20 protein-coding genes are annotated in these 20,374 nt (G+C 71.9%); 8 read left to right on the forward strand and 12 right to left on the reverse strand.

Translation table 11 applies throughout. The features are described 5' to 3' along the window. Positions 1-208: 208 nt before the first annotated feature. Positions 209-1,057 (reverse strand): hypothetical protein, encoded by an 849-nt coding sequence (locus tag E6R60_RS33365; RefSeq protein ID WP_136330461.1) that lies wholly within the window; start codon positions 1,055-1,057, stop codon positions 209-211. After that, the gene (locus tag E6R60_RS33370; RefSeq protein ID WP_240802793.1) at positions 1,054-1,830 is read right to left on the reverse strand and encodes a hypothetical protein; all 777 of its coding nucleotides are present in this window, start codon (positions 1,828-1,830) and stop codon (positions 1,054-1,056) included. The genes E6R60_RS33365 and E6R60_RS33370 overlap by 4 nt, the downstream gene beginning before the upstream one ends. A 271-nt stretch (positions 1,831-2,101) precedes the next feature. Here E6R60_RS33370 and E6R60_RS33375 point away from each other — a divergent pair, with 271 nt between their 5' ends. Then, complete coding sequence (locus E6R60_RS33375; protein WP_136330463.1) at positions 2,102-2,464, forward strand: DsrE family protein; 363 nt, start codon at positions 2,102-2,104, stop codon at positions 2,462-2,464. A 34-nt stretch (positions 2,465-2,498) separates the two neighbouring features. Here E6R60_RS33375 and E6R60_RS33380 read toward each other — a convergent pair whose 3' ends face one another. The 7 genes from E6R60_RS33380 to E6R60_RS33415 form a co-directional block, all read right to left on the reverse strand. Beyond that, positions 2,499-2,846, reverse strand: coding sequence for a DUF3099 domain-containing protein (locus E6R60_RS33380; RefSeq protein WP_136330464.1), 348 nt, complete (start codon positions 2,844-2,846; stop codon positions 2,499-2,501). Between the two features lie 161 nt (positions 2,847-3,007). Continuing rightward, complete coding sequence (locus E6R60_RS33385; RefSeq protein ID WP_018490348.1) at positions 3,008-3,295, reverse strand: DUF1416 domain-containing protein; 288 nt, start codon at positions 3,293-3,295, stop codon at positions 3,008-3,010. A 49-nt stretch (positions 3,296-3,344) separates the two neighbouring features. After that, positions 3,345-4,190 (reverse strand): sulfurtransferase, encoded by an 846-nt coding sequence (locus tag E6R60_RS33390; RefSeq protein ID WP_136330465.1) that lies wholly within the window; start codon positions 4,188-4,190, stop codon positions 3,345-3,347. 532 nt (positions 4,191-4,722) lie between these two features. Then, positions 4,723-5,412, reverse strand: coding sequence for a DUF2993 domain-containing protein (locus E6R60_RS33400; protein WP_136330466.1), 690 nt, complete (start codon positions 5,410-5,412; stop codon positions 4,723-4,725). Between the two features lie 132 nt (positions 5,413-5,544). Then, complete coding sequence (locus tag E6R60_RS33405; protein WP_136330467.1) at positions 5,545-6,957, reverse strand: hypothetical protein; 1,413 nt, start codon at positions 6,955-6,957, stop codon at positions 5,545-5,547. 10 nt (positions 6,958-6,967) lie between these two features. Then, positions 6,968-7,222, reverse strand: coding sequence for a MoaD/ThiS family protein (locus tag E6R60_RS33410; RefSeq protein ID WP_136330468.1), 255 nt, complete (start codon positions 7,220-7,222; stop codon positions 6,968-6,970). A 46-nt stretch (positions 7,223-7,268) separates the two neighbouring features. After that, positions 7,269-8,159 carry an alpha/beta fold hydrolase gene (locus E6R60_RS33415; RefSeq protein WP_136330469.1) on the reverse strand — a complete coding sequence of 297 codons (891 nt, stop codon included), beginning with the start codon at positions 8,157-8,159 and terminating at the stop codon, positions 7,269-7,271. A gap of 302 nt (positions 8,160-8,461) precedes the next feature. Here E6R60_RS33415 and E6R60_RS33420 point away from each other — a divergent pair, with 302 nt between their 5' ends. The 5 genes from E6R60_RS33420 (at position 8,462) to E6R60_RS33440 (ending at position 13,853) form a co-directional block, all read left to right on the forward strand. Further along, entirely contained in the window at positions 8,462-9,265 is an 804-nt protein-coding gene (locus E6R60_RS33420; protein ID WP_136330470.1) for a response regulator transcription factor, read from the forward strand. Positions 9,266-9,289: 24 nt separating this feature from the next. Continuing rightward, complete coding sequence (locus tag E6R60_RS33425; RefSeq protein ID WP_136330471.1) at positions 9,290-10,339, forward strand: LacI family DNA-binding transcriptional regulator; 1,050 nt, start codon at positions 9,290-9,292, stop codon at positions 10,337-10,339. Between the two features lie 151 nt (positions 10,340-10,490). Further along, positions 10,491-11,627: a trypsin-like peptidase domain-containing protein gene (locus E6R60_RS33430; protein WP_136330472.1), complete on the forward strand. Its 1,137-nt coding sequence runs from the start codon at positions 10,491-10,493 to the stop codon at positions 11,625-11,627. Between the two features lie 70 nt (positions 11,628-11,697). Further along, a complete protein-coding gene (locus E6R60_RS33435; protein ID WP_136330473.1) occupies positions 11,698-12,429 on the forward strand; it encodes a response regulator transcription factor in 732 nt (243 codons plus the stop codon). After that, positions 12,426-13,853, forward strand: a complete 1,428-nt coding sequence (locus E6R60_RS33440; protein ID WP_136330474.1) for a HAMP domain-containing sensor histidine kinase — start codon at positions 12,426-12,428, stop codon at positions 13,851-13,853. Before E6R60_RS33435 ends, E6R60_RS33440 begins: the two co-directional genes overlap by 4 nt. 172 nt (positions 13,854-14,025) lie before the next feature. On the opposite strand, the gene E6R60_RS33445 is transcribed toward E6R60_RS33440, so the two are convergent. Next, a complete protein-coding gene (locus E6R60_RS33445; RefSeq protein WP_136330475.1) occupies positions 14,026-14,607 on the reverse strand; it encodes a TetR/AcrR family transcriptional regulator in 582 nt (193 codons plus the stop codon). An 87-nt stretch (positions 14,608-14,694) separates the two neighbouring features. On the opposite strand from E6R60_RS33445, the gene E6R60_RS33450 reads away from it, so the two are divergent. Then, entirely contained in the window at positions 14,695-15,498 is an 804-nt protein-coding gene (locus tag E6R60_RS33450; protein ID WP_136330476.1) for an alpha/beta hydrolase, read from the forward strand. Positions 15,499-15,514: 16 nt separating this feature from the next. On the opposite strand, the gene E6R60_RS33455 is transcribed toward E6R60_RS33450, so the two are convergent. Both E6R60_RS33455 and E6R60_RS33460 read right to left on the reverse strand, forming a co-directional pair. Further along, a complete protein-coding gene (locus tag E6R60_RS33455) occupies positions 15,515-16,408 on the reverse strand; it encodes a phosphatidylinositol-specific phospholipase C (protein WP_136330477.1) in 894 nt (297 codons plus the stop codon). A gap of 223 nt (positions 16,409-16,631) precedes the next feature. Beyond that, positions 16,632-18,461 carry a bifunctional metallophosphatase/5'-nucleotidase gene (locus E6R60_RS33460; RefSeq protein WP_136330478.1) on the reverse strand — a complete coding sequence of 610 codons (1,830 nt, stop codon included), beginning with the start codon at positions 18,459-18,461 and terminating at the stop codon, positions 16,632-16,634. Positions 18,462-19,189: 728 nt separating this feature from the next. Here E6R60_RS33460 and mshD point away from each other — a divergent pair. Beyond that, positions 19,190-20,128 (forward strand): mycothiol synthase, encoded by a 939-nt coding sequence (gene mshD, locus E6R60_RS33465; RefSeq protein ID WP_136330479.1) that lies wholly within the window; start codon positions 19,190-19,192, stop codon positions 20,126-20,128. Positions 20,129-20,374 lie beyond the last annotated feature (246 nt).

Here is a 20,374-nt window from a genome sequence, read left to right on the forward strand (position 1 = left end):
CAAGCGGCGCCGGGAGTTCGAGAAGAGGATCGACAAGCTGCGGGTGCGGGGCCTGGCCGTCCGCACGTACGCCTCGGCGGCGAACGACCTGGTCGTCGAGACCCAGCGGGTTCCGGCGCGGACCCGAGCACGGCCGGGACGGGCTCGGAGGCCGGCGCGGGCTCGGTGGCCGGCGCGGGCTCGGTGGCCGGCGCGGCCGTCTGCTCGGTCATACGTACTCTCCCGGGGACTTGATGTGGTCGAGCTGGTCCTTCACCAGTTCGGCGACGGCCGACTTGTCGAAGGGCTTGGCCCCGGACGCCGAGAAGCTGAGCAGGACCCCGCCGTCGTACGCCGTGCAGACCATGGTCTCGACCTTCTGCTCGCCCTTGCGGGCCAGGAAGCACTTGGCGTTCTTCTTGTGCCCGTCGATCGCCGGCCCGTCGCGGAACAGGCCGACGGCGTCGAAGAGCTCCACCTTGAATCCGTACATGTCCCGGACGGCCTTCGCGTCCATCCGCACCAGCTGGGTCTCGACGACCAGGTCGTTCGCCGCCGAGGCGTACGTGCGGACGGCCAGGCCCCGCACCCGCAGCTTGTCGATCCTCTTCTCGAACTCCCGGCGCCGCTTGCCCGCCAGACCGCGGCTGCTGTCCTTCATCTCGGCGGCCGCCTGGCGGCCGCTGAGTTCGCTGTCGTTGCCCAGCTCCCCGGAGTCCGGGCCGAGCCGGTATCCGCGGGGGACCGGCAGGAGCAGCTTGCTCAGCTCGGTGGAGGCCCTTCCCCGGGAGACGTCACCGGCCGGGTCCTCGCCCGGTCCCTGCGAGGGGTCGTGCCACAGCCGGGTCGCCACCGTGCGATCGGCGCCGTCGACGGTGGCCTTCGTGTACGCGGCCGCGCCGGCGACGGCGGCGAGGACCAGCACGACGGGCACCGTCGCGGAGATCACCCGGCGGGCCCTGCCGGTGCGGGAGGGGCCGGGGTCCGAAACGGGCGCGAGGCCCGGGACCGGCCCGGACGCCGGCTCGGACGGGGGTGCGGTCGGCGGAGCCGGAGTGTTGACTCCGTCGTCGTTCACAGGCGCTCCAACTGTCGCTCGGCCAGCGTCCGGATGTCCTTCTTGCTGATCGGTTCGGTGTCGAACATGTTGATCTCGGCCATGACATCGCCGCGTTCGAACACGGCCCTGGCCCGGTACAACGGCAGGTACCCGGGCGTTGCCCGGGCCTTGTACACGTAATAGCGGCCGTCGAGGCTGCCCTTGATCGCGTCGCCCTCGTTGCCCGCGCCGTTCTTCTCGTCGGGCATGTAGGCGCGCTGGGCCGCGGCGTGGTCGGCGGCTCCCGTGGTCACGCCGGAGCGGAACTGCACGAGCCAGACACTGGCGGTGCGGTGCGCGCCCTTCTTCCAGTCGGCAGCCGCGACCCGGCGGAAGTCGCTCTCCAGGAGCCGGCTGAACATGAAGCCCTCGTCCTCGAAGTCGAGGGCGTACTCCCCCAGCCCCATCCAGCCGTCCCGAGCGAACAGCGCGTTCTTGTTCTCGCTCCAGCCGGCCGGCCGGGGAATGAGCAGCTTGCGCAGATCCCCGTCCGTACGGACCTGGCGGTCCTGCGACGCCGGCAGCGGGTCCGGCGCCTGGTCGGCGGGCAGCGCCTTCGCCGGATATCCGAGGCCCGGCTGCGAGAGCGCGGTCAGCGGAGTCGGGGCGCGCTCGGCCTGTACGCCGTAGCCGGCGGCGGTGCCGGCCGCGATGCCCAGGAACGCGGCCGCGGCGATGATCAGCGTCGTACGTCCGCGCGGACGCCGTTTCACGGGCACGGCGACGGGCTCCGGCAGGTCCGCCTGCGGCAGGTGCGGCGGGTAAGGCGGTCGCGGCTCTTCGACAGAGGTGTCCACGAGAGACACCACGGGTTCCGGCGCTTCCGGGGACACTGCTTCCGGAAGTGCCTGGTCCGCTGCCTCGACCTGCACGGACGGCTCGGCCGCCCCGTCAGGAACAGTGGTTTTCGGGTTCAAAAGGGGTCCCCCCACGAGACCTGAGGCGCAGATTCCGTTATCTGCGCACCCCACAGACCCGCCAGCCGCCAACGAGGTTGTGCGGCCGGGGATTACAGTTCGGCATATGCCGAAGAAGCTCGTGATCAAGGTGACCGCAGGAGCCGACTCCGCCGAGCGCTGCTCCCAGGCCTTCACCGTCGCGGCGGTCGCCGTCGCGAGCGGGGTGGAGGTCTCGCTCTGGCTGACCGGGGAGTCCGCCTGGTTCGCGCTGCCGGGCCGCGCCGCCGAGTTCGAACTCCCGCACGCGGCACCGCTGCCGGACCTGATCGAGTCGATTCAGGCGGGCGGCCTGATCACCCTGTGCACCCAGTGCGCGGCGCGCCGCGACATCACCGAGCAGGACGTCATCGAGGGCGTGCGGATCGCCGGCGCGCAGGTCTTCGTCAGCGAGATCATGGTGGACGGCGTCCAGGCCCTCGTCTACTGACGGGGTCCGGGACCGGGCGCACCGGCCCCCTCGGTCACTGGCGGCGCTTCTTGCCGTCGAGCTCGTCCCACCACGCGTCGGATTCCGGGTCACCCGTGGGCCCGGCGGGCCCCGTGGAGCCCTTGGGCCCGGTGGGGCCCCCCTTGGCGGGGCGGGGCGCGGTGCGGGGCCTGGACGCGTCGGCGGGGTCGTCCCACCAGCTGTCCTCCGGCCCCTTGCGGTTGGCGACCATCGCCGCGACGGGCGGGATCACCATCGCGACCACGCACATCGCGATGGCGGCCGGCATCGACCAGAGCCTCACGAAGGCCCAGGCCGAGACGAAGAGGACGAGGCAGGTGCCCATCATCACGAAGTAGGCGCGCCGGCGTCGGCGGTACATGAATCCAGAGTAGGCCCGATCCGCCCGCCCGGCCGCTGCTGGCCCGCGGGGCCTCCGCCCGCGGACGGCGCGAAGGGCCGCACCCCGTCACAGGAAGCGTCCAACCCCCTGGGGTGCGGCCCTTCGGCCGGTCATCGGCGGAGCCGTGACAGCGGTGCCGCCTAGACGGCGATGGCCACCTCGGAGAGGCCGCCCGTCTGGGCCACGACCGTACGGTCGGCGCTGCCGCCGGGGACCAGGGCGCGCAGCGTCCAGGTGCCCTCGGCCGCGTAGAAGCGGAACTGTCCGGTCGCCGAGGTCGGGACCTCTGCGGTGAACTCACCGGTCGAGTCCAGCAGGCGGACGTAGCCGGTGACGGGCTCGCCGTCGCGGGTCACGCTGCCCTGGATGGTGGTCTCGCCGGGCTTGATCGTCGAAGCGTCGGGGCCGCCGGCCTTTGCTCCACACATGGTGTTCTGTCCTTCTCGTCGGGGGTCGTGCCGTCCGGGTCGTGCGGAGTTACTTGTTGGCGCCGAGCTCGATCGGCACGCCCACGAGGGAGCCGTACTCGGTCCACGAGCCGTCGTAGTTCTTGACGTTCTCCTGGCCGAGCAGCTGGTGCAGCACGAACCAGGTGAGCGCGGAACGCTCGCCGATGCGGCAGTAGGCGATGGTGTCCTTCGACAGGTCGACCTGCTCGGCCTCGTAGAGGGCCCGGAGCTCGTCGTCCGACTTGAAGGTGCCGTCGTCGTTGGCGTTCTTCGACCACGGGATGTTGCGGGCGCTCGGCACGTGGCCGGGGCGCTGCGACTGCTCCTGCGGGAGGTGGGCCGGGGCGAGCAGCTTGCCGCTGAACTCGTCGGGCGACCGCACGTCGACCAGGTTCTGGTTGCCGATGGCCTTCACGACGTCGTCGCGGTAGGCGCGGATCGACTCGTCCTGCGGCTGGGCCTTGTACTGCGTGGCCGGGCGGGACGGGATCTGGTCGCCGTCGACCAGGTCGCGGGAGTCGAGCTCCCACTTCTTGCGGCCGCCGTCGAGCAGGCGGACGTCCTGGTGGCCGTAGAGCTTGAAGTACCAGAACGCGTAGGACGCGAACCAGTTGTTGTTGCCGCCGTAGAGGACGACCGTGGTGTCGTTGCCGATGCCCTTCTTCGACAGCAGCTCCTCGAAGCCGGCCTGGTCGACGAAGTCGCGGCGGACCGGGTCCTGGAGGTCCTTGGTCCAGTCGATCCGGATCGCGTTCTTGATGTGGTTCTTCTCGTACGCGGAGGTGTCCTCGTCGACCTCGACGATGGCGACCTTCGGGTCGTCGATGTGGGCCTCGACCCAGTCGGCGTCTACCAGGACGTCACTGCGGCTCATGCTGTTCTCCTCCGGGGCAGTCTGCGGCGAGATGGTGCGAGTGGTGCGCGTTGGTGCGTGGTGATCCGGATGTACGCGGCGCGGGTTCGGCGCGTGCGCGGTGCCACGCGGGATGGCCCCGACGAAGGTCGAAGGGCCGGGAATGCGGGAAATCCGACGGGATCCCGCTCAGACAGTGCGACAGAGCATGGCGGCGACGCGGCACAGGTCCACTGCCCGCCGCTTCGTGAGATCCGCCTGTCCCCGCTGTCGGAGACCGCTAATAGAGCACTGCATGGGACCGATCGTAGGGACGTACGGGCGGGCGTGTCACCGTCGTGTCGCATAATGAGACACGATCGTCCGATGTGTGAGACGGCAAGGGGGGCCCGGACGTCGCGAGGCGGTGCGCGGGCCCTCGGGGCCGTACGGGCATCTGCGGAACGGACGCCGCCGTCTCAGCATGTGGCGGCACGGCCGCCCAGGGGGTCCATGACTCCACCCGGGCGGGCCCATGGCTCCGCCCAGGGGCCCTACCCGGCCGTGGCGGGAGTCATCCGGCGAGGCGGACGTCGGTGCCCGTCACGGAGATCTCCAGACCGGCGGCGGTCGGCTGGATCCTCTCCAGCTTCAGGCCGTTGGGCAGCTTGCCGACCTCGCGCTCGAAGTCGGTCTTCTCGCGTACGAGCCCTTCCAGGCCGGGGATTCCCTCGCCCGGCACCTTGTCCGCGTGGACGCGGACGGTGTGGCCGTCGACGAGGGTCACGGTGGACAGCACGCTCCGCGAGAGGGTCCTGCCGAGGATGCCGACCGTTCCGGTCACCTTCACCTTGCCGTTGCCGCCGTACTCGACGGCGACACCGTCGGAGGCGGCCTCGGTCAGGTCCGCGTACGAGATGACGGCCGTCCCGGAGGCACGGGCGGCGGTCGCGCCGGAGAAGCCGTCGGTCAGCCGCACCCGGTACAGCTCCGCGTCCATGCTGCTGATCCGGAGCGTGCGCCCGCCGGCGGTCGCCTCGATGCCGGTGATCTTCACGTCGACCTCGTCGAGTTCCGATCCGGCGACCTGGGTGAGGAAGGGAAAGCCCTTGATGGAGACGTCCGTGGAACCGATCCGCGCCCCGGAGACCACCACCCGGTCCGCCGCCTGCGATTCGGCGAAGTAGACCGCCGCGCGGTCCACGGCGACGAACACCCCCGCCAGAACCACCACGACGATCAGCAGTATTCGCAGTGCACGCATGCCTGTCCTCCCCCGCGCCGTTCCTCCGGACCCACCACACGCCCCACGATGCTCGACGTGCGGAAGCCCCCCATCGGTTCCCCGTGGAGGGCTTCCGCATGCGGAGCACGCGTCTCGTGGACCACCCGCGCCTTACGTGAGCGCGCGGCCGATCAGATAGACGGCCGGGGCGGCCGCGGTGAGCGGCAGTGCCACGCCCGCGGTCATGTGCACGAAGCGCGACGGGTAGTCGTAGCTCGCCACCCGCAGCCCGATCAGCGCGCAGCCACCGGCGGCGAGGCCCAGGAGCGCGCCCTTGGCCCCGAGGTCGGTGACGCCGCCCGCGACCGCACCGGCGCCCGCGGCGACGACGAGGGCCGCCACGACGGAGGCCGGACCGGGCAGCGGCAGCGCCCGGACGAGCACGGCGGCGGCGACGGCGATTCCGCCGGCCGTCACGGCGTCCGGGACGGCCGCCAGGTGGCCGGCGGCGAGGACCGCGAGCGCGGCCGAGGCGACCGTGGCCATCAGGCCCTGCATCCGCTCGTCGGCACCGGCCCGGCTGCGCAGCTGGAGCACCACCGTGAGCAGGACCCAGACACCGAGGGTGCCCAGGATCGCGGCCGGACCGTTCTCCCGGCCGGCCGCGAGCAGCGCCACGTCGGCGACGAAGCCGCCGGCGAAGGCGAGCGCGATGCCCTGCCGGGCCGGCCACATGCCGTTGAGCCGGAACCATCCCGCCGCGGTCACCGCCTGGAGCAGCACCAGCGGGACGACCAGGGCGTACTGCCCGACGGCCGCACCGAGCGCGAGCAGGAGTCCGAGCCCCGCGGTGATCGCGGCCGGCTGCATGCCGGGCGCGATGACCGGCGAACGCCCCTCGGCCCGCGCGCGCTGGGCAGCGGTGAGGCGGTTGCCGCCCAGGGTGGTCGGCGCGCCGTAACCGTCCTCACCCTGCGCCGGGGCGGGGGCGTCCGGGGCCGCCCGGGTCTCGGGGGGCAGGGGGTACGCGCCGGACGCGCCCACCGGGGCCGGATACGCGGCCTCTTCGGCGGAGGCCCGCACAGGAGGCGCGGCCCGGAACGGCTCCGCCGCACCGACGGGCTCCGGCGACCGGACGGGTTCGGCCGGCCGAGAGGGCCGCGCGGGCTGGATCGTGGGCTGGTACTGGGTGTCCCACGTCTGGCCCTCCCAGGTCTGGGTGACCCCCTGGTCGCCGGCGGGCCACCCGGCCCCGGACTGCGGGTAGGGGCCGGGCTGCTGGGGCTGCGGGTCGTACGCGCCCTGCGCTCCGTACGGCGCCGCATCGCCCCCGTAGGGCGCCTGCTGTCCGTAGGAGGGGTCCGCGTAACCCTGATCCGGATACGCCGGATACGCCGGAGCGCCGTACGAGGCGTCCCCGTACGGCTGCTGCGGCTGCCCGTAGGCCTGCTGCGGCTCCTGCCCGTACGCCGACTGCTGCGGCTCCTGCCCGTACGTCGGGGGCTGCGGCTCCTGCCCGTACGTCGGGGGCTGCGGCTCCTGCCCGTACGGATACTGCGGCTGCTGCTGATCGCTGCTGCTCATGTTCTGCGGTTCACCCTCCTGCGAACGGCGGGAGCACCTCGACCGTGCCGCCCTCGGCAAGGCGTACGGTCTCATGGCTCCGGGTCCCGACGGGGTCACCGTCGATGAGGAACGAACACCTTCGGAGTACGCGGCTCAGCTCACCGGGGTGCCGTTCGCGCACCGCGTCGAGCGCTTCCTCGAGCGTCTCGGCGGTGTAGGGCTCCTCCGCGGTTCCGGCCGCGGCCTTGGCTGCTGCCCAGTAGCGGATCGTTCCCGCAGGCATGGCGGCACTCCTCTCGTCTCGCGTCAGCTCACGCGTCGGCTGTCCATCATGGTTCACGCGTCGTCGCCCAGTCGGCGATGCGGGTGAGCAAGGTCTCGTCGGCCGCGTTCTCCGCGTGGCCCATGCCGGGCTCCAGCCACAGGTCGGCGGCCCCGCCCGCCGCGTGGGCGAGCATCCGGGGGTGGTCGAGCGGGAAGTACGGGTCCCGGTCGCCGTGCACGATCAGCAACGGCCTCGGGGCGATCAGCCCGGCGGCCTCGACCGGGGAGAGCGGAACCGGGTCCCAGTCGTCGCGGTCGATCCGGGTCCGGAAGCCGTACCGCCCGACGAACCGTCCCGTGGGCCGGGTGACCATCCAGTGCAGGCGGCGCATCGGGGCCGTACCCCGGTAGTACCAGCGCGCGGGAGCACTCACGGACACCACCGCATCCGCGTGCGCCTCCTTGTGCGCTTCCGTACGCCCCCCGGGCTCCCCGGGCCCCGCGTCCGCTCCGGGGGCCGTATACAGCGCTCCGTGACGAAGCACCACGGAGCCGCCCATCGAGAAGCCTGCCGTAACGATCCGGGTGTGTCCGAGCGACCGCGCCCAGGCCACCGCGGCCGCCAGATCCAGCACCTCCCGGTCGCCCACCGTGGACCGTCCGCCGGAGCGCCCGTGCCCCCGGAAGGAGAACGTCACCACCGCCGCACGCTGCGAGAACACCCGCACGGCGCGGCGCACCGCGGGGCGGTCCGCCGAACCGGTGAATCCGTGCGCGACGACGATCGCCGTGCGGGCGTCACCGGCCCCCGGGGCCGCGTCGGCACCCGCCGTACACGGGTCGTACACCGCCTCGATACGGACCCCGTCACCGGCCCGCAATGTGGTCCGCAGCGCACCGCGCGTGATCAAGGGAACAGAAGAACTCGGAAATCGCCCCTCGGACACTGAAGTCATGTGGGCTATTCTGCTGGGAAGAGGATCCGGGCAAAGCAGCCCCCGGGTCCTTTTGTGCTTTCCGCGCGTTGTTACGACGACGTTTCGACAAGCTCAGCGGCCCTGGGCGCGGGGTCGCACCGGTAAGGCCCGTATGACGAAACGTCGTACGACCACGCACGAATAAGCGTACGAAGCAGTGCCGCATACTCCCCCGGGTCCGACCCGGGAGTGCCCCTCTCGCAGGGAACGAGGAGGACCGACGTAATGGGCGAGCCAACCGTGCACGATCATCGACCGACGAACCCGGCAGGTGGACGGCGATGAGTTCACTGCTGCTCCTGACGAATGCCCTCCAGCCGTCGACGGAGGTGCTTCCCGCCCTCGGCCTCCTGCTGCACAGCGTGCGGGTGGCTCCCGCCGAAGGCCCCGCCCTCGTCGACACCCCCGGTGCCGACGTCATCCTCGTCGACGGACGGCGCGACCTTCCTCAGGTCCGTTCGCTCTGTCAGCTGCTGCGGTCCACCGGACCCGGCTGTCCGCTGATACTCGTCGTCACGGAAGGCGGCCTCGCGGCCGTCACCGCGGACTGGGGCATCGACGACGTGCTGCTGGACACGGCGGGCCCCGCCGAGGTCGAGGCGCGGCTGCGGCTGGCCACCGGCCGGCAGCAGATCACCGCCGACGACTCCCCCATGGAGATCCGCAACGGCGACCTCTCGGTGGACGAGGCCACGTACAGCGCGAAGCTCAAGGGCCGGGTCCTGGACCTGACCTTCAAGGAATTCGAACTGCTCAAGTATCTGGCGCAGCACCCGGGCCGCGTCTTCACCCGCGCCCAGCTGCTCCAGGAGGTCTGGGGCTACGACTACTTCGGCGGTACGCGGACGGTCGACGTCCACGTGCGGCGGCTGCGCGCCAAGCTCGGGCCCGAGCACGAGTCGCTCATCGGCACCGTCCGCAACGTGGGCTACCGCTTCGTCGCACCGGAGAAGGTGGAGCGTGCCGCCGCCGAGGAGGCCAAGGCCGCGGCCGCGAAGACCACCGCCGAAACCCTCACCCGTTCGGAGCAGCCGGAGGTAGCCGAGGTCACGGAAGAAGCCCCGGTCCGGCCTGCCGGGAAGTAGTTCCATCCGCGTAGACTGCCGCGCGTGGCCAAGGTGACGCGGGACGATGTGGCGAGACTGGCGGGGACGTCGACCGCGGTCGTCAGTTACGTCATCAACAACGGACCCCGGCCGGTCGCCCCGGCCACGCGCGAGCGGGTACTCGCCGCGATCAAGGAGCTGGGCTACCGGCCCGACCGGGTCGCCCAGGCGATGGCCTCGCGGCGGACCGATCTCATAGGGATGATCGTGCCGGACGCGCGGCAGCCGTTCTTCGCGGAGATGGCGCACGCGGTCGAACAGGCCGCGGCCGAGCGCGGGAAAATGGTGCTCGTCGGCAACTCCGACTACCGCGACGAGCGCGAGGTCCATTATCTGCGGGCCTTCCTCGGCATGCGCGTCTCCGGCCTGATCCTGGTCAGCCAGGGGCCGAGCGAGCGCGCGGCGGCGGAGGTGGAGGCGTGGGACGCCCGGGTCGTGCTGCTGCACGAGCGGCCCGAGGCGATCGACGACGTCGCGGTCGTCACGGACGACGTGGGCGGCGCCCAGCTCGCCACCCGCCACCTGCTGGAACACGGCAACGCGTACGTGGCGTGCCTCGGCGGCATGGAGTCGACCCCGTCGGTCGGCGACCCGGTCGCCGACCACGTCGAGGGCTGGCGCCGGGCGATGCACGAGTCGGGCCGCTCGACGGAGGGCCGGCTCTTCCAGGCCCCGTACAACCGCTACGACGCCTACCAGGTGGCCCTGGAACTCCTCGCGGGCCCCGACCGCCCGCCGGCGATCTTCTGTGCCACGGACGACCAGGCCATCGGGGTGCTGAGGGCCGCCCGGGAGCTGCGGATCGATGTGCCCGGCGAGCTCGCGGTGGCGGGTTTCGACGACGTGAAGGAAGCCGGTCTCACCGACCCGCCGCTGACGACGGTCTTCTCGGACCGGCCGGCGATGGCGCGGGCCGCGGTGGACCTGGTGCTGGACGACTCGCTGCGGGTGTCGGGTTCGCGGCGTGAGCGGCTGAAGCAGTTCCCGTCCGCGCTGGTGGTCCGGCGCTCCTGCGGCTGCGGGGAGCCCCCGGCGGCCCGGGTGCTGTCCTAGGTCTTCGCGCAGGGCCCTTGGGCCGGGGTCTTCACTTCGGCCCTGGGCGCCGGTCTTCGCGTCGGGCCCTTATATCGGGCATACGAGGTTCTGCCGGGCTTCTCAGGGCGTACTCACACTTCTCTCATGTTCGCTGGACACCCTCGTAGACATGACAGAGAGCCAGCGCCCGAGCGGCGAGTACCCGATGTACCCCTCGTACGGCAACGGCGACGCGGCCTACCCGCCGCCGCCGTCATACGACCCCGCCCAGCCGGTCTCCACGGGTCCCGGCACCACCGTGTGGCCGGCCCCCGGCACGGCCGCGTCGTACTCCGGCGGCGCGGGCCACGGCGGTGACGGGTCCCACGGGGTGCCGCACGCCGCGCCCGAGCCTCCCGCCTCCCGCCGCCGGGCCCGCCGGCCCGTCGCGCTCCTCGCGGCGGTGGCCATCGCGGCCGCGGTCGTGGGCGGCGGCACCGCGACGGTGATCGGACAGCTCACCGACGACCCCGCCGGCAGCAGCTCGGCCGGCAGCGTCGTCCCCGGCACGACCGTCTCGCAGAGCAGCAAGGGCACCGTCTCCGGCGTGGCCGCGGCTCTCTCGCCCACGATCGTCGAGATCGGCGCGACGTCGACCGCGGGCCAGTCCACCGGGTCCGGCGTGGTCATCACGTCGGACGGCGAGATCGTCACCAACAACCACGTCATCGCCGGCGCGACCTCCATCAAGGTCACGCTGAGCACCGGCAGGACGTACACCGCGGAGGTCGTCGGCACCGACGCCGACAAGGACCTCGCGCTGATCAAGCTCAAGGGCGCGAGCGGCCTGAAGACGGCCACGCTCGGCGACTCCTCCAAGGTCGCCGTCGGCGACCAGGTCGTGGCGATCGGCTCGCCGGAGGGCCTGACCGGCACGGTCACCAGCGGCATCGTGTCCGCGCTCGACCGCGATGTCACGGTCGCCAAGGACGGCGACGGCGGAAGCGGCCAGTCGCAGGGCGGTCAGGGCGGCGGGCAGCAGTGGCCGTTCGAGTTCGGCGGCCGGCAGTTCAACGGCGACACCGGCGACTCCACCACCACGTACAAGGCCATCCAGACCGACGCCTCACTGAACCCGGGCAACTCCGGCGGCGCGCTGATCAACATGAACGGCGAGATCATCGGCATCAACTCGGCCATGTACTCGGCGAGTTCGGCCAGCGGATCGGACAGCTCCAGCGCGGGGAGCGTCGGCCTCGGCTTCGCCATCCCGGTGAACACCCTGAAGGCCGACCTCGACACCCTGAGGGACGGCAGCGGCTCCTGAACGTGCGGGACTGAGAAACTGGGCCCGCCGCGCTACGGCCCGTACCGAACGAGAAGAGGACGAGACAGCGATGAGCCCCGCCGAAGACGATCCGCAACGCATCCTGATCGTCGACGACGAGCCCGCCGTGCGTGAGGCCCTGCAGCGCAGCCTCGCGTTCGAGGGGTACGGCACCGAGGTCGCCGTCGACGGGCTCGACGCCCTCACGAAGGCGGAGTCGTACGACCCCGACCTCATCGTCCTCGACATCCAGATGCCGCGTATGGACGGCCTGACCGCCGCCCGCCGCATCCGTGCCACGGGCGCCACCACCCCCATCCTGATGCTCACCGCCCGCGACACCGTCGGCGACCGCGTCACCGGGCTCGACGCGGGCGCCGACGACTACCTGGTCAAGCCCTTCGAACTCGACGAGCTGTTCGCCCGCATCCGGGCCCTGCTGCGCCGCAGCTCGTACGCGGCCACGGCGGGCGGCCCCGTGCCCGACGACAACGTGCTGGCCTTCGCCGACCTGCGCATGGACCTCGCGACCCGCGAGGTCATGCGCGGCACCCGCCATGTGGAACTGACCCGCACGGAGTTCACCCTCCTGGAGATGTTCCTCGCGCACCCCCGCCAGGTGCTGACCCGCGAGCAGATCCTCAAGGCCGTGTGGGGCTTCGACTTCGAGCCGAGCTCCAACTCCCTGGACGTGTACGTGATGTACCTGCGCCGCAAGACCGAGGCGGGCGGCGAACCCCGCCTGGTCCACACGGTCCGGGGTGTGGGGTACGCGCTGCGGGCGGGCGGGGCCGAGGGATGACGGGCCCGCTCCAGCGGATCCGCGCCCTGCCGCTCCGCTCCCGGCTGGCGCTCCTGGTCGCGGTGGCGGTGGCCGTGGCGGTGGCGGCGGTGGCGGCGGCCTGCTGGTTCGTGACGAGGGCGCAGCTGGAGCACCAGCAGGACACGTCGCTGCGCGCGGCCACGGTCGACATCGACTATCTGAACCAGCTCTACCAGTACTGCGGCGAGACCCGGAAGCTGCCGCCCCAGCCCTACACCGGGCTCACCGTCCAGCTCATCGACGCTCACGGGACGGTCTGCATCGCCCCGGGCGCGGACGAACTCCCGGTGACGGCCGCGGACCTGGCGGTGGTCGCGGGCCGGCAGCGCGGCGCCCTGCACACCGAGTCCGATGCGGACGGGGCGAAGATGCGCGTCTTCACCTATCCGGTGACGGCGTCCCGCGGACCCGGCCTGCCGCCCACCGACCTCGGTGTCTCCATCGCCCGCCCCCTGAGCGAGATCGACAAGCCCCTCTCCACCCTCGCGTGGGTCCTCCTCATCGTCTCCGGCATCGGCGTGGTCGGCGCGGGCGCCGCCGGGCTCTGGGTGGCCCGCTCCGGCCTGCGACCCGTCGACGAACTGACCGAGGCCGTCGAGCACGTCGCCCGTACCGAGGACCTGACGGTCCGCATTCCGGTCGAGGGCGAGGACGAGATCGCGCGCCTCTCCCGTTCCTTCAACTCCATGACGGCCTCCCTCGCCACGTCCCGGGACCGCCAGGCCCAGCTCATCGCCGACGCCGGCCACGAGCTGCGCACCCCCCTGACCTCGCTGCGCACCAACGTGGAACTCCTCGCCCGCAGCGACGAGACCGGCCGGGCGATCCCCCCGGACGACCGCAAGGCGCTGATGACGTCGGTGAAGGCGCAGATGACGGAGCTGGCCTCGCTCATCGGCGACCTCCAGGAACTGGCCCGCCCCGACGCGGCGGAACACGAACCGCTCCAGGTGATCGCGCTCCACGACATCGCCCGCACCGCCCTGGACCGCGCCCGCCTGCGCGGCCCGGAACTGACCGTCACCGCGGATCTGGACCCCTGGTACGTCCGGGCGGAGCCGGCCGCCCTCGAGCGGGCGGTCGTCAACGTGCTGGACAACGCGATCAAGTTCAGCCCGCCGGGCGGGACGGTCGAGGTCGCCCTGCACGGCGGCGAGCTGACGGTACGGGACCACGGCCCCGGCATCCCCGCCGACGAGCTCCCCCACGTCTTCGAACGCTTCTGGCGCTCTCCGTCCGCCCGCCAGCTCCCCGGCTCGGGCCTGGGCCTGTCGATCGTGGCGCGTACGGTCCAGCAGGCCGGCGGCGAGATCGACCTGCGCCCCGCACCGGGCGGCGGCACGGAGGCGGCGATCCGCCTCCCGGGGGCGCCCCAGCCTCCGCCGGAGGCCCCGCGGGGGTGAGCGGGACCCTAGGGCCTGTGTGGAGTTGTCCCGTGGGAGAAGGAGCGGGGCTGGGCGCGTGTGATCGCAAGGCGCCGGAGCGTCCTTGTAGCGGAGCTACCAGGACGTTCCGGCAACGCCGCGAGCGCGCGTGCCCAGCCCGGCGACGCCGCGGGACAACTCCACACAGGCCCTACGCCCCCTCCAGCCGCTCCGCCAGCGCCCGCAGTCCCGACGCGATCTCACCGGCGTCGGGCGCCTGATCCGGGTCGGTCAGCCACTGGATCATCACGCCGCTCATCAGCGCGAGCTGCACCGACCCGAGCCCCCGCACGTCCGCCTCCCCGACCTCCGCCTCCGGCACCCCGGCCAGCCGGGCCGCCACACCCCGGCGGCCCTCGCGCTGGCCCGCGGCGAGGAGCGCCAGCAGATCCGGGGAGGTCTGGGCGTGGACGAAGGCCTCCACGGAGGCGATCCAGAGCCAGCGGTCGGTGCGGTACGAGGCGATCTCCCGGGTCCACATGTCCGTGTAGCGCTCGGCCGCCGAGGCGCTGCCGCCCTCCTCCCCGGCCTGCGCGCCGACCCCCTGCCCCCACTCGTCGATGGCCGCGAACAGCGCCTGGTTGAGCAGGGCCTCGCGGGAGCCGAAGTGGTAGCCGATCGCCGCCATCGACACCCGGGAGGCGGTGGCGATGTCGCGCACGGTGGTGCGGAGATAGCCCTTCTCCTCCAGACAGCGCCTCGCCCCGGCCAGCAGATCCTCACGGTTTCCCATGCCCGGGATCGTACGGCGCGGCACTTGGGCAAGCGATCTATACGAACGTATTGCGCATCTGATCTATACGGGCGTACAGTCTCTGTCATGCCTCAGCGAACCCACACCGCAGTCCGCCGCGAACTGACCCTCGACGGCCGCCGCCTCTCCTACCTCGACCACGGCCCCGCCACCGGCCGGCCGCTCCTCGCCCTGCACGGGCACCTCTCCGAGGGCGCCTCCTTCGACGACCTCGCCACCGGACTCGGCCCCGAGTGGCGGGTCATCGCCCCCGACCAGCGTGGCCACGGCGACTCCGACCGCGCGGACGACTACACCCGCGAGGGGTACGTCTCCGACCTGACCGCCCTGCTCGACCACCTCGGCACCGGCCCGGTCGTCGCCCTCGGGCACTCGCTCGGCGGCATCAACGCCCTGCACCTCGCGGCCGCCCGCCCCGCCACCGTCGCGGCCCTCGTCAACACCGACGGCCCGGTCGACCTGCCGCACCAGGACCCCGGTCCGCTGGACTTCCTCACGGGCTTCCCGTACACCGCCCCCACCCGCGAGGAACTGATCGCCGCCTGCGGCCCGGTGGGCCCGGCCGTGGCGCCGCGGCTGCGGCCCCTGCCGGACGGCGACGGCTGGCGGCTGCCGTTCCACCCGAAGGACACGCTCGACTCCGAGCGGCAGGTGCACGGCGACCACTGGGCGCAGTGGCTGGCGAGCGACTGCCCCGCGCTCGTGATCAACGGCCGCACCAGTCAGGTGCTGCCCGCCGGGCAGGCCGCCGCCATGACCTCACGGCGGCCGCACACGACGCTCGTCACGCTGGACACGGACCACTTCGTGCAACTGCAGGACCCGAAGGGATTCGCGGGGGTGGTGCGGGAGTTCCTGGAGACCCTGTAGAGGCCGAAGGCCCTTCTCAGGCCGCCGGGTTGTGCCGGATCAGCGACTCCACCAGTCCGGTCCGCGTCGCCGGGAAGTCCAGCGGGACGATGCCGAGCCCCGTCCAGCCGGCCGCCTGCGAGGAGTCGAGGAAGGAGTGGACCTGGGGGTTCAGCCGGTCCGCGTTCCAGCGGGGCGGCAGCAGGGCGGCGGTACTCACGTAATTCATGAAGAGCTTGCCCGGCTGTCCGGCCGCCTTGCGGAACTGCGCCTCGATCTTGGGGTACTTGGCGAACGGCTCCGCCATGTAGTCGTCCTGGATGTCGAAGAGTCCCGGATCGGCGTACCGCACGCCGGGCAGGCCCCCGTTGTCGGCGAGCAGCACCACCTTGCCGCGCGCCCCGCCCAGCGTCGGCAGCGTGGAGTCGATGTGGAACAGCGGCCGCCAGCCCTTGGCGTCGAGGTACAGGTCGAAGATCCGGCGGAACGCCGCGTCGCTCTCCTCCGAGTACTCCTGCTTGACCCGCATCAGCACCGTCTCCGTGGGCCGCTGGGCGAGGAAGTCCCAGCACGCGCCGAGGACATCGCCGAACATCAGGTTCTGGTACGAGGCCCCGTGGTGGATCGCGAACGAGTCACCGGTGATCCGGCACCGTACGTCGAGAAACCGCACCCCGCTGTTCAGCTGCTCCGTGATCGTCGTGTTCTGGCACTCGGTCCACGGACCTCCGTAGCGGGCGCCGGAGTCGTGCGAACCCGGAATCGTCAGACGCTGGAGGGCGGTGGCGTCCGCGATGCCGCGCATCCAGTCCTGCACGGCGAGGGCCTGCCGGGCGGCGGCCCGGGCGGGCGCCGCCCCGACGAGGGCGGTGGCGGAGACGGCCAGCGCCCCGGCCAGGAAGTGTCTGCGGTTCGCGGTGTACGGGCTCATGCGGGGACGCCTCCGGGGCCGTGTGGGGGTCAGCTCACGGATTATGACCCGTACACGTCACTCACGGAACAAGGCGTACGGACGGGGTGCGGCGGGAAAACGACGGATGCGCGGCCGGGGCCTTCGCCCCGCCCGCGCATCCTCATGCGTCCTGTGTCCTGCGCCCTGCGTCCTGCGTCCTGCCGTCCGGTGGCGGGTCCCGCCGTCCGGTGGTCCCGCCGTCCTACTGGACGACCGTGATCCGGTCCGTCGCCGGCGGGGCCAGCGGCGCCGAGGCCGTGGAGTGCGCGGCCAGGTACGCGTTGAACAGGTCCAGGTCGGAAGGGCCGACCAGCTTGTTCGTACCCGCGCCGAGGGCCGCGAAGCCGTCGCCGCCGCCCGCGAGGAACTCGTTCATCGCGACGCGGTACGACTTGGCCGGATCGATCGCCTCACCGTTCAGCCTGATCGTGTCGGTGACCACGCGCGCCGCACCGGTCTTCGTCAGGTCCAGCGTGTAGGTGAGGCCCCGGGAGATCTGAAGGATCTTCGGGCTGGCCTCGTTCGAACCGCTGACCTGCTGCTGGAGCGCGGACACCAGCTGCGCACCGGTCAGGTCGACGACGTTCATCATGTTGGTGAACGGCTGCACGGTGAACGACTCCCCGTACGTCACCACGCCGTCGCCCTCGCTGCCCGTCGCCTTGTACACCAGGTCGGCACGGATGCCGCCCGGGTTCATGAACGCGACGACCGCCCCGCCCTTGTCCGCCGGGGCCATGCCCTCGAGCTGCGCGTCGGCGATCAGGTTGCCGAGCGGCTTCTCGGGGGCCGTGGAGCCGCGGCCGTTGATGTCGGCCGAGATGAAGCCCTGCGGCCGGCTGGCGATCGGCGCCGCGAGGGTGTTCCAACGGGCGATCAGGTCCGTCATGTCGGTGGCCTTGGCCTGGTCCCGGGTGACGATGTGGTTCGCCGAGACCGGGTTGGCGGCCGAGCCCTTCACCGCGGTGCGCACGATGTCCTTGGTGCGGCGGTCGTAGGTGAGCGTCGTGTCCGTGTACAGCTTGCCGAACGACGCGGCCGAGGTGACCATGCGCGGATTGCCCGCCGGGTCCGGGATCGTGCACACGTACGCCTGGTGGGTGTGACCCGTCACCAGTGCGTCGACCTTGGGCGAGATGCCCTTGGCGATGTCCGTGATCGGTCCGGAGATCCCGTCGCCCGCCCCCGGGCTGTCACAGTTGTAGTTGTACGAGGACGAGGCCGGAGCGCCGCCCTCGTGGATCAGCGCGACGATCGACTTCACGCCCTGGCGGTCCAGCTCCTTGGCGTACTTGTTGACCGTCTCGATCTCGTCGTGGAACTTCAGGCCCTTGACGCCGTTGGCCGTCACGATGTTCGGCGTACCCTCCAGGGTCACCCCGATGAAGCCGATCTTGACGCCGTTCTTCTTCCACACCGTGTACGGCTTGAGGATCGGCTTGCCGGTCTTCTCGTCCGTCACATTGGCGGCGAGGTACGGGAAGTCGGCGCCCTCGAACGTCTTGCCCTGCTCGTAGCACCCCTCGACCGGGTGACAGCCGCCGTTCTGAAGGCGGGCCAGCTCGGTGGCGCCCTCGTCGAACTCGTGGTTGCCGACGGTCGTCACATCGAGGTCGATCTTGTTGAGCGCCTCGATGGTCGGCTCGTCGTGGAACAGCCCCGACAGCAGCGGGCTCGCCCCGACCATGTCGCCGCCGGCGGCGGTGATGGAGTACGGGTGGCCCTTGCGGGCGGCACGCAGCGAGGAGGCGAGGTACTCCACCCCTCCGGCCGGAATGGCCTTCGTCGTGCCGTCGGCCTGCTTCTCGGTGACCGTGCCGGCCGAACCGGCCGGCGGCTCCAGGTTGCCGTGCAGGTCGTTGAACGACAGCAGTTGTACGTCGACGGTCCGGGCCGGCGTGTGGTGGCCGTGGCCCTTCCCGTGCGCCTGGGCGCCGGCCGGCATGGCGGCGACCAGCGCGCCGGCGGTGGCCAGACCGGCCGCGGCGGCGAGCACCCGCCGGGACGCGCGGTTCTTCTGCGGTGAGGACATCGGGCCCCTTGTGAGTTCAACGGGTGGCATGAGGGTGGTGAGACTGCGTGCCGCAGCCTAGAGTCAACGCGCGTAGCGCGGTAGGTATTCGGGGTTACAAATAGGTTGCCGTCCGGTCGAAAGGGCGGCCCGCGTCGGGGCGGCGGGGTTCCGTCCTCAATCGCCGGACGGGCTGTGGTGGTGCGGGTGCGCCGTGTTGTGCGGGTGTTCGCCTCTGTCCGGTGGGTGGGGGCGGGGTCCCTCCGGGGCGTCTCCTCAGAAATGGCGTGTGCGGGCAGGTGGGAAAAGGATCGGAGTCGTACGCCATTTCCTGCGGGGACTCCCCTGCACGCCCCCACCCGGCCTCGTCTGCGTCTGCACACCGGCGAGACGACTGCCGCAGACGCAAGACGGGCGGGTTCGGGGGCGTGCAGGGGAGTCCCCGCAGGACGACGAACACCGACCCGGGCCCGCTGCGTACCCGCCGAACGTTCGTCGTTTGAGGAGACACCCCGGAGGGACCCCGAACCCCCACCCACCGGGCCAGGCGCAAAACCTCGCGGAGCACCCGCACCAATCAAGCCCGTCATGGGGGTCCCCCCATGCCCTTCAGGCTATGGGGGAGATTGAGGACGGAACCCCGCGCCCTGGAAAGGGGCAACCATGACAAGGCGCCGCACCCCGCAAGGGGGCCCACACCCCGGTATGGGGCGAGCAACAACACCGCCTGCCGCCGTACGCTCGTAGACATGACGACTGACGTACCCCTCCCCGCCCCCGGACGCGAGATCCAGACCCTCGACACCCTCTCCCCCGACCAGGCGGGAGCCGTCACCGAGCTCCTGGCCGAGGCCGCGAGGTCCGACGGCCGGCAGGCCGTGTCCGAGCAGGGGCGGTTGCAGTTGCGGGGCGGACACCGGGAAGGCGTGCGGCATTTCCTGCTGACGGCCGGGGGCGTCCTGGTCGGGTACGCACAGCTGGAGGACACCGACCCCGTCGAGGCGCCGGCCGCCGAGCTGGTCGTGCATCCCTCGCACCGCGGGCACGGGCACGGGCGGGCGCTCGGGGCGGCGCTGCTCGCCGCGACGGGCAAGCGGCTGCGGGTCTGGGCGCACGGCGGGAAGTCGGCGGCGCGGCACCTCGCGCAGGTGCTCGGCCTGTCACTGTTCCGGGAACTGCGGCAGCTGCGACGTCCGTTGAGCCCGCTGAACATCGAGGAGCCGACGCTGCCGCCCGGCGTCAGCGTCCGCACCTTCGTGCCGGGCGAGGACGACGCCGCCTGGCTCGCCGTGAACGCCGCCGCCTTCGCGCACCACCCCGAGCAGGGCTCGCTGACCCAGCGCGACCTCGACGACCGCAAGGCCGAGTCGTGGTTCGACCCGAAGGGCTTCTTCCTCGCCGAGCGCGCGACGGACGACGGCGGGTCCGAGCTGGTGGGCTTCCACTGGACGAAGGTGCACGCCGAGGAGCAGCTCGGTGAGGTGTACGTCGTCGGCATCAGGCCCGACGCACAGGGCGGCGGCCTGGGCAAGGCGCTCACCGCCATCGGGCTGCGTCACCTCGCCTCCGAGGGGCTGCCCACCGCGATGCTGTACGTCGACGCCGACAACACGGCGGCCGTGGCCGTCTACGAGCGGATGGGGTTCACCACCCATGAGACCGACCTGATGTACCGCACGGAGTCCTGAGCACGCCTCAACCTCGCCAGGGGCGGCGTCACTTGACGTCGCCCCAGCGGACCGAAGCGGCGCCGCATGAGCTCCTTCTCCAGCCTCGTCCACCGCTGGGGCTCGTCGGACCTGCGGCACAACGCGTACGCCGGCGGACTCGCCTGGAACCAGGCCGGAGTCTTCCCCGCCCTCGGTCCGACCGCCGTCGCCTATGCCCTGCTCGCCGTGGCAGTGGGGGCCCTGTGCGCCGTCCTCGTACGCCGC

It is taken from the genome of Streptomyces sp. A0642, from assembly GCF_004795105.1.
Taxonomy (GTDB): Bacteria; Actinomycetota; Actinomycetes; order Streptomycetales; family Streptomycetaceae; genus Streptomyces.

Excerpts from the sequence above, each read along its gene's own strand:
- E6R60_RS33450 (WP_136330476.1), top strand. The coding sequence starts at position 14,695 with ATGCCTCAGCGAACCCACACCGCAGTCCGCCGCGAACTGACCCTCGAC.
- E6R60_RS33430 (WP_136330472.1), top strand. The coding sequence starts at position 10,491 with ATGACAGAGAGCCAGCGCCCGAGCGGCGAGTACCCGATGTACCCCTCG.
- E6R60_RS33440 (WP_136330474.1), top strand. The coding sequence starts at position 12,426 with ATGACGGGCCCGCTCCAGCGGATCCGCGCCCTGCCGCTCCGCTCCCGG.
- E6R60_RS33420 (WP_136330470.1), top strand. The coding sequence starts at position 8,462 with ATGAGTTCACTGCTGCTCCTGACGAATGCCCTCCAGCCGTCGACGGAG.
- E6R60_RS33415 (WP_136330469.1), bottom strand. The coding sequence starts at position 8,159 with ATGACTTCAGTGTCCGAGGGGCGATTTCCGAGTTCTTCTGTTCCCTTG.
- E6R60_RS33435 (WP_136330473.1), top strand. The coding sequence starts at position 11,698 with ATGAGCCCCGCCGAAGACGATCCGCAACGCATCCTGATCGTCGACGAC.
- E6R60_RS33380 (WP_136330464.1), bottom strand. The coding sequence starts at position 2,846 with ATGTACCGCCGACGCCGGCGCGCCTACTTCGTGATGATGGGCACCTGC.
- E6R60_RS33405 (WP_136330467.1), bottom strand. The coding sequence starts at position 6,957 with ATGAGCAGCAGCGATCAGCAGCAGCCGCAGTATCCGTACGGGCAGGAG.
- E6R60_RS33400 (WP_136330466.1), bottom strand. The coding sequence starts at position 5,412 with ATGCGTGCACTGCGAATACTGCTGATCGTCGTGGTGGTTCTGGCGGGG.
- E6R60_RS33445 (WP_136330475.1), bottom strand. The coding sequence starts at position 14,607 with ATGGGAAACCGTGAGGATCTGCTGGCCGGGGCGAGGCGCTGTCTGGAG.
- E6R60_RS33410 (WP_136330468.1), bottom strand. The coding sequence starts at position 7,222 with ATGCCTGCGGGAACGATCCGCTACTGGGCAGCAGCCAAGGCCGCGGCC.
- E6R60_RS33460 (WP_136330478.1), bottom strand. The coding sequence starts at position 18,461 with ATGTCCTCACCGCAGAAGAACCGCGCGTCCCGGCGGGTGCTCGCCGCC.
- E6R60_RS33390 (WP_136330465.1), bottom strand. The coding sequence starts at position 4,190 with ATGAGCCGCAGTGACGTCCTGGTAGACGCCGACTGGGTCGAGGCCCAC.
- E6R60_RS33375 (WP_136330463.1), top strand. The coding sequence starts at position 2,102 with ATGCCGAAGAAGCTCGTGATCAAGGTGACCGCAGGAGCCGACTCCGCC.
- mshD (WP_136330479.1), top strand. The coding sequence starts at position 19,190 with ATGACGACTGACGTACCCCTCCCCGCCCCCGGACGCGAGATCCAGACC.
- E6R60_RS33385 (WP_018490348.1), bottom strand. The coding sequence starts at position 3,295 with ATGTGTGGAGCAAAGGCCGGCGGCCCCGACGCTTCGACGATCAAGCCC.
- E6R60_RS33455 (WP_136330477.1), bottom strand. The coding sequence starts at position 16,408 with ATGAGCCCGTACACCGCGAACCGCAGACACTTCCTGGCCGGGGCGCTG.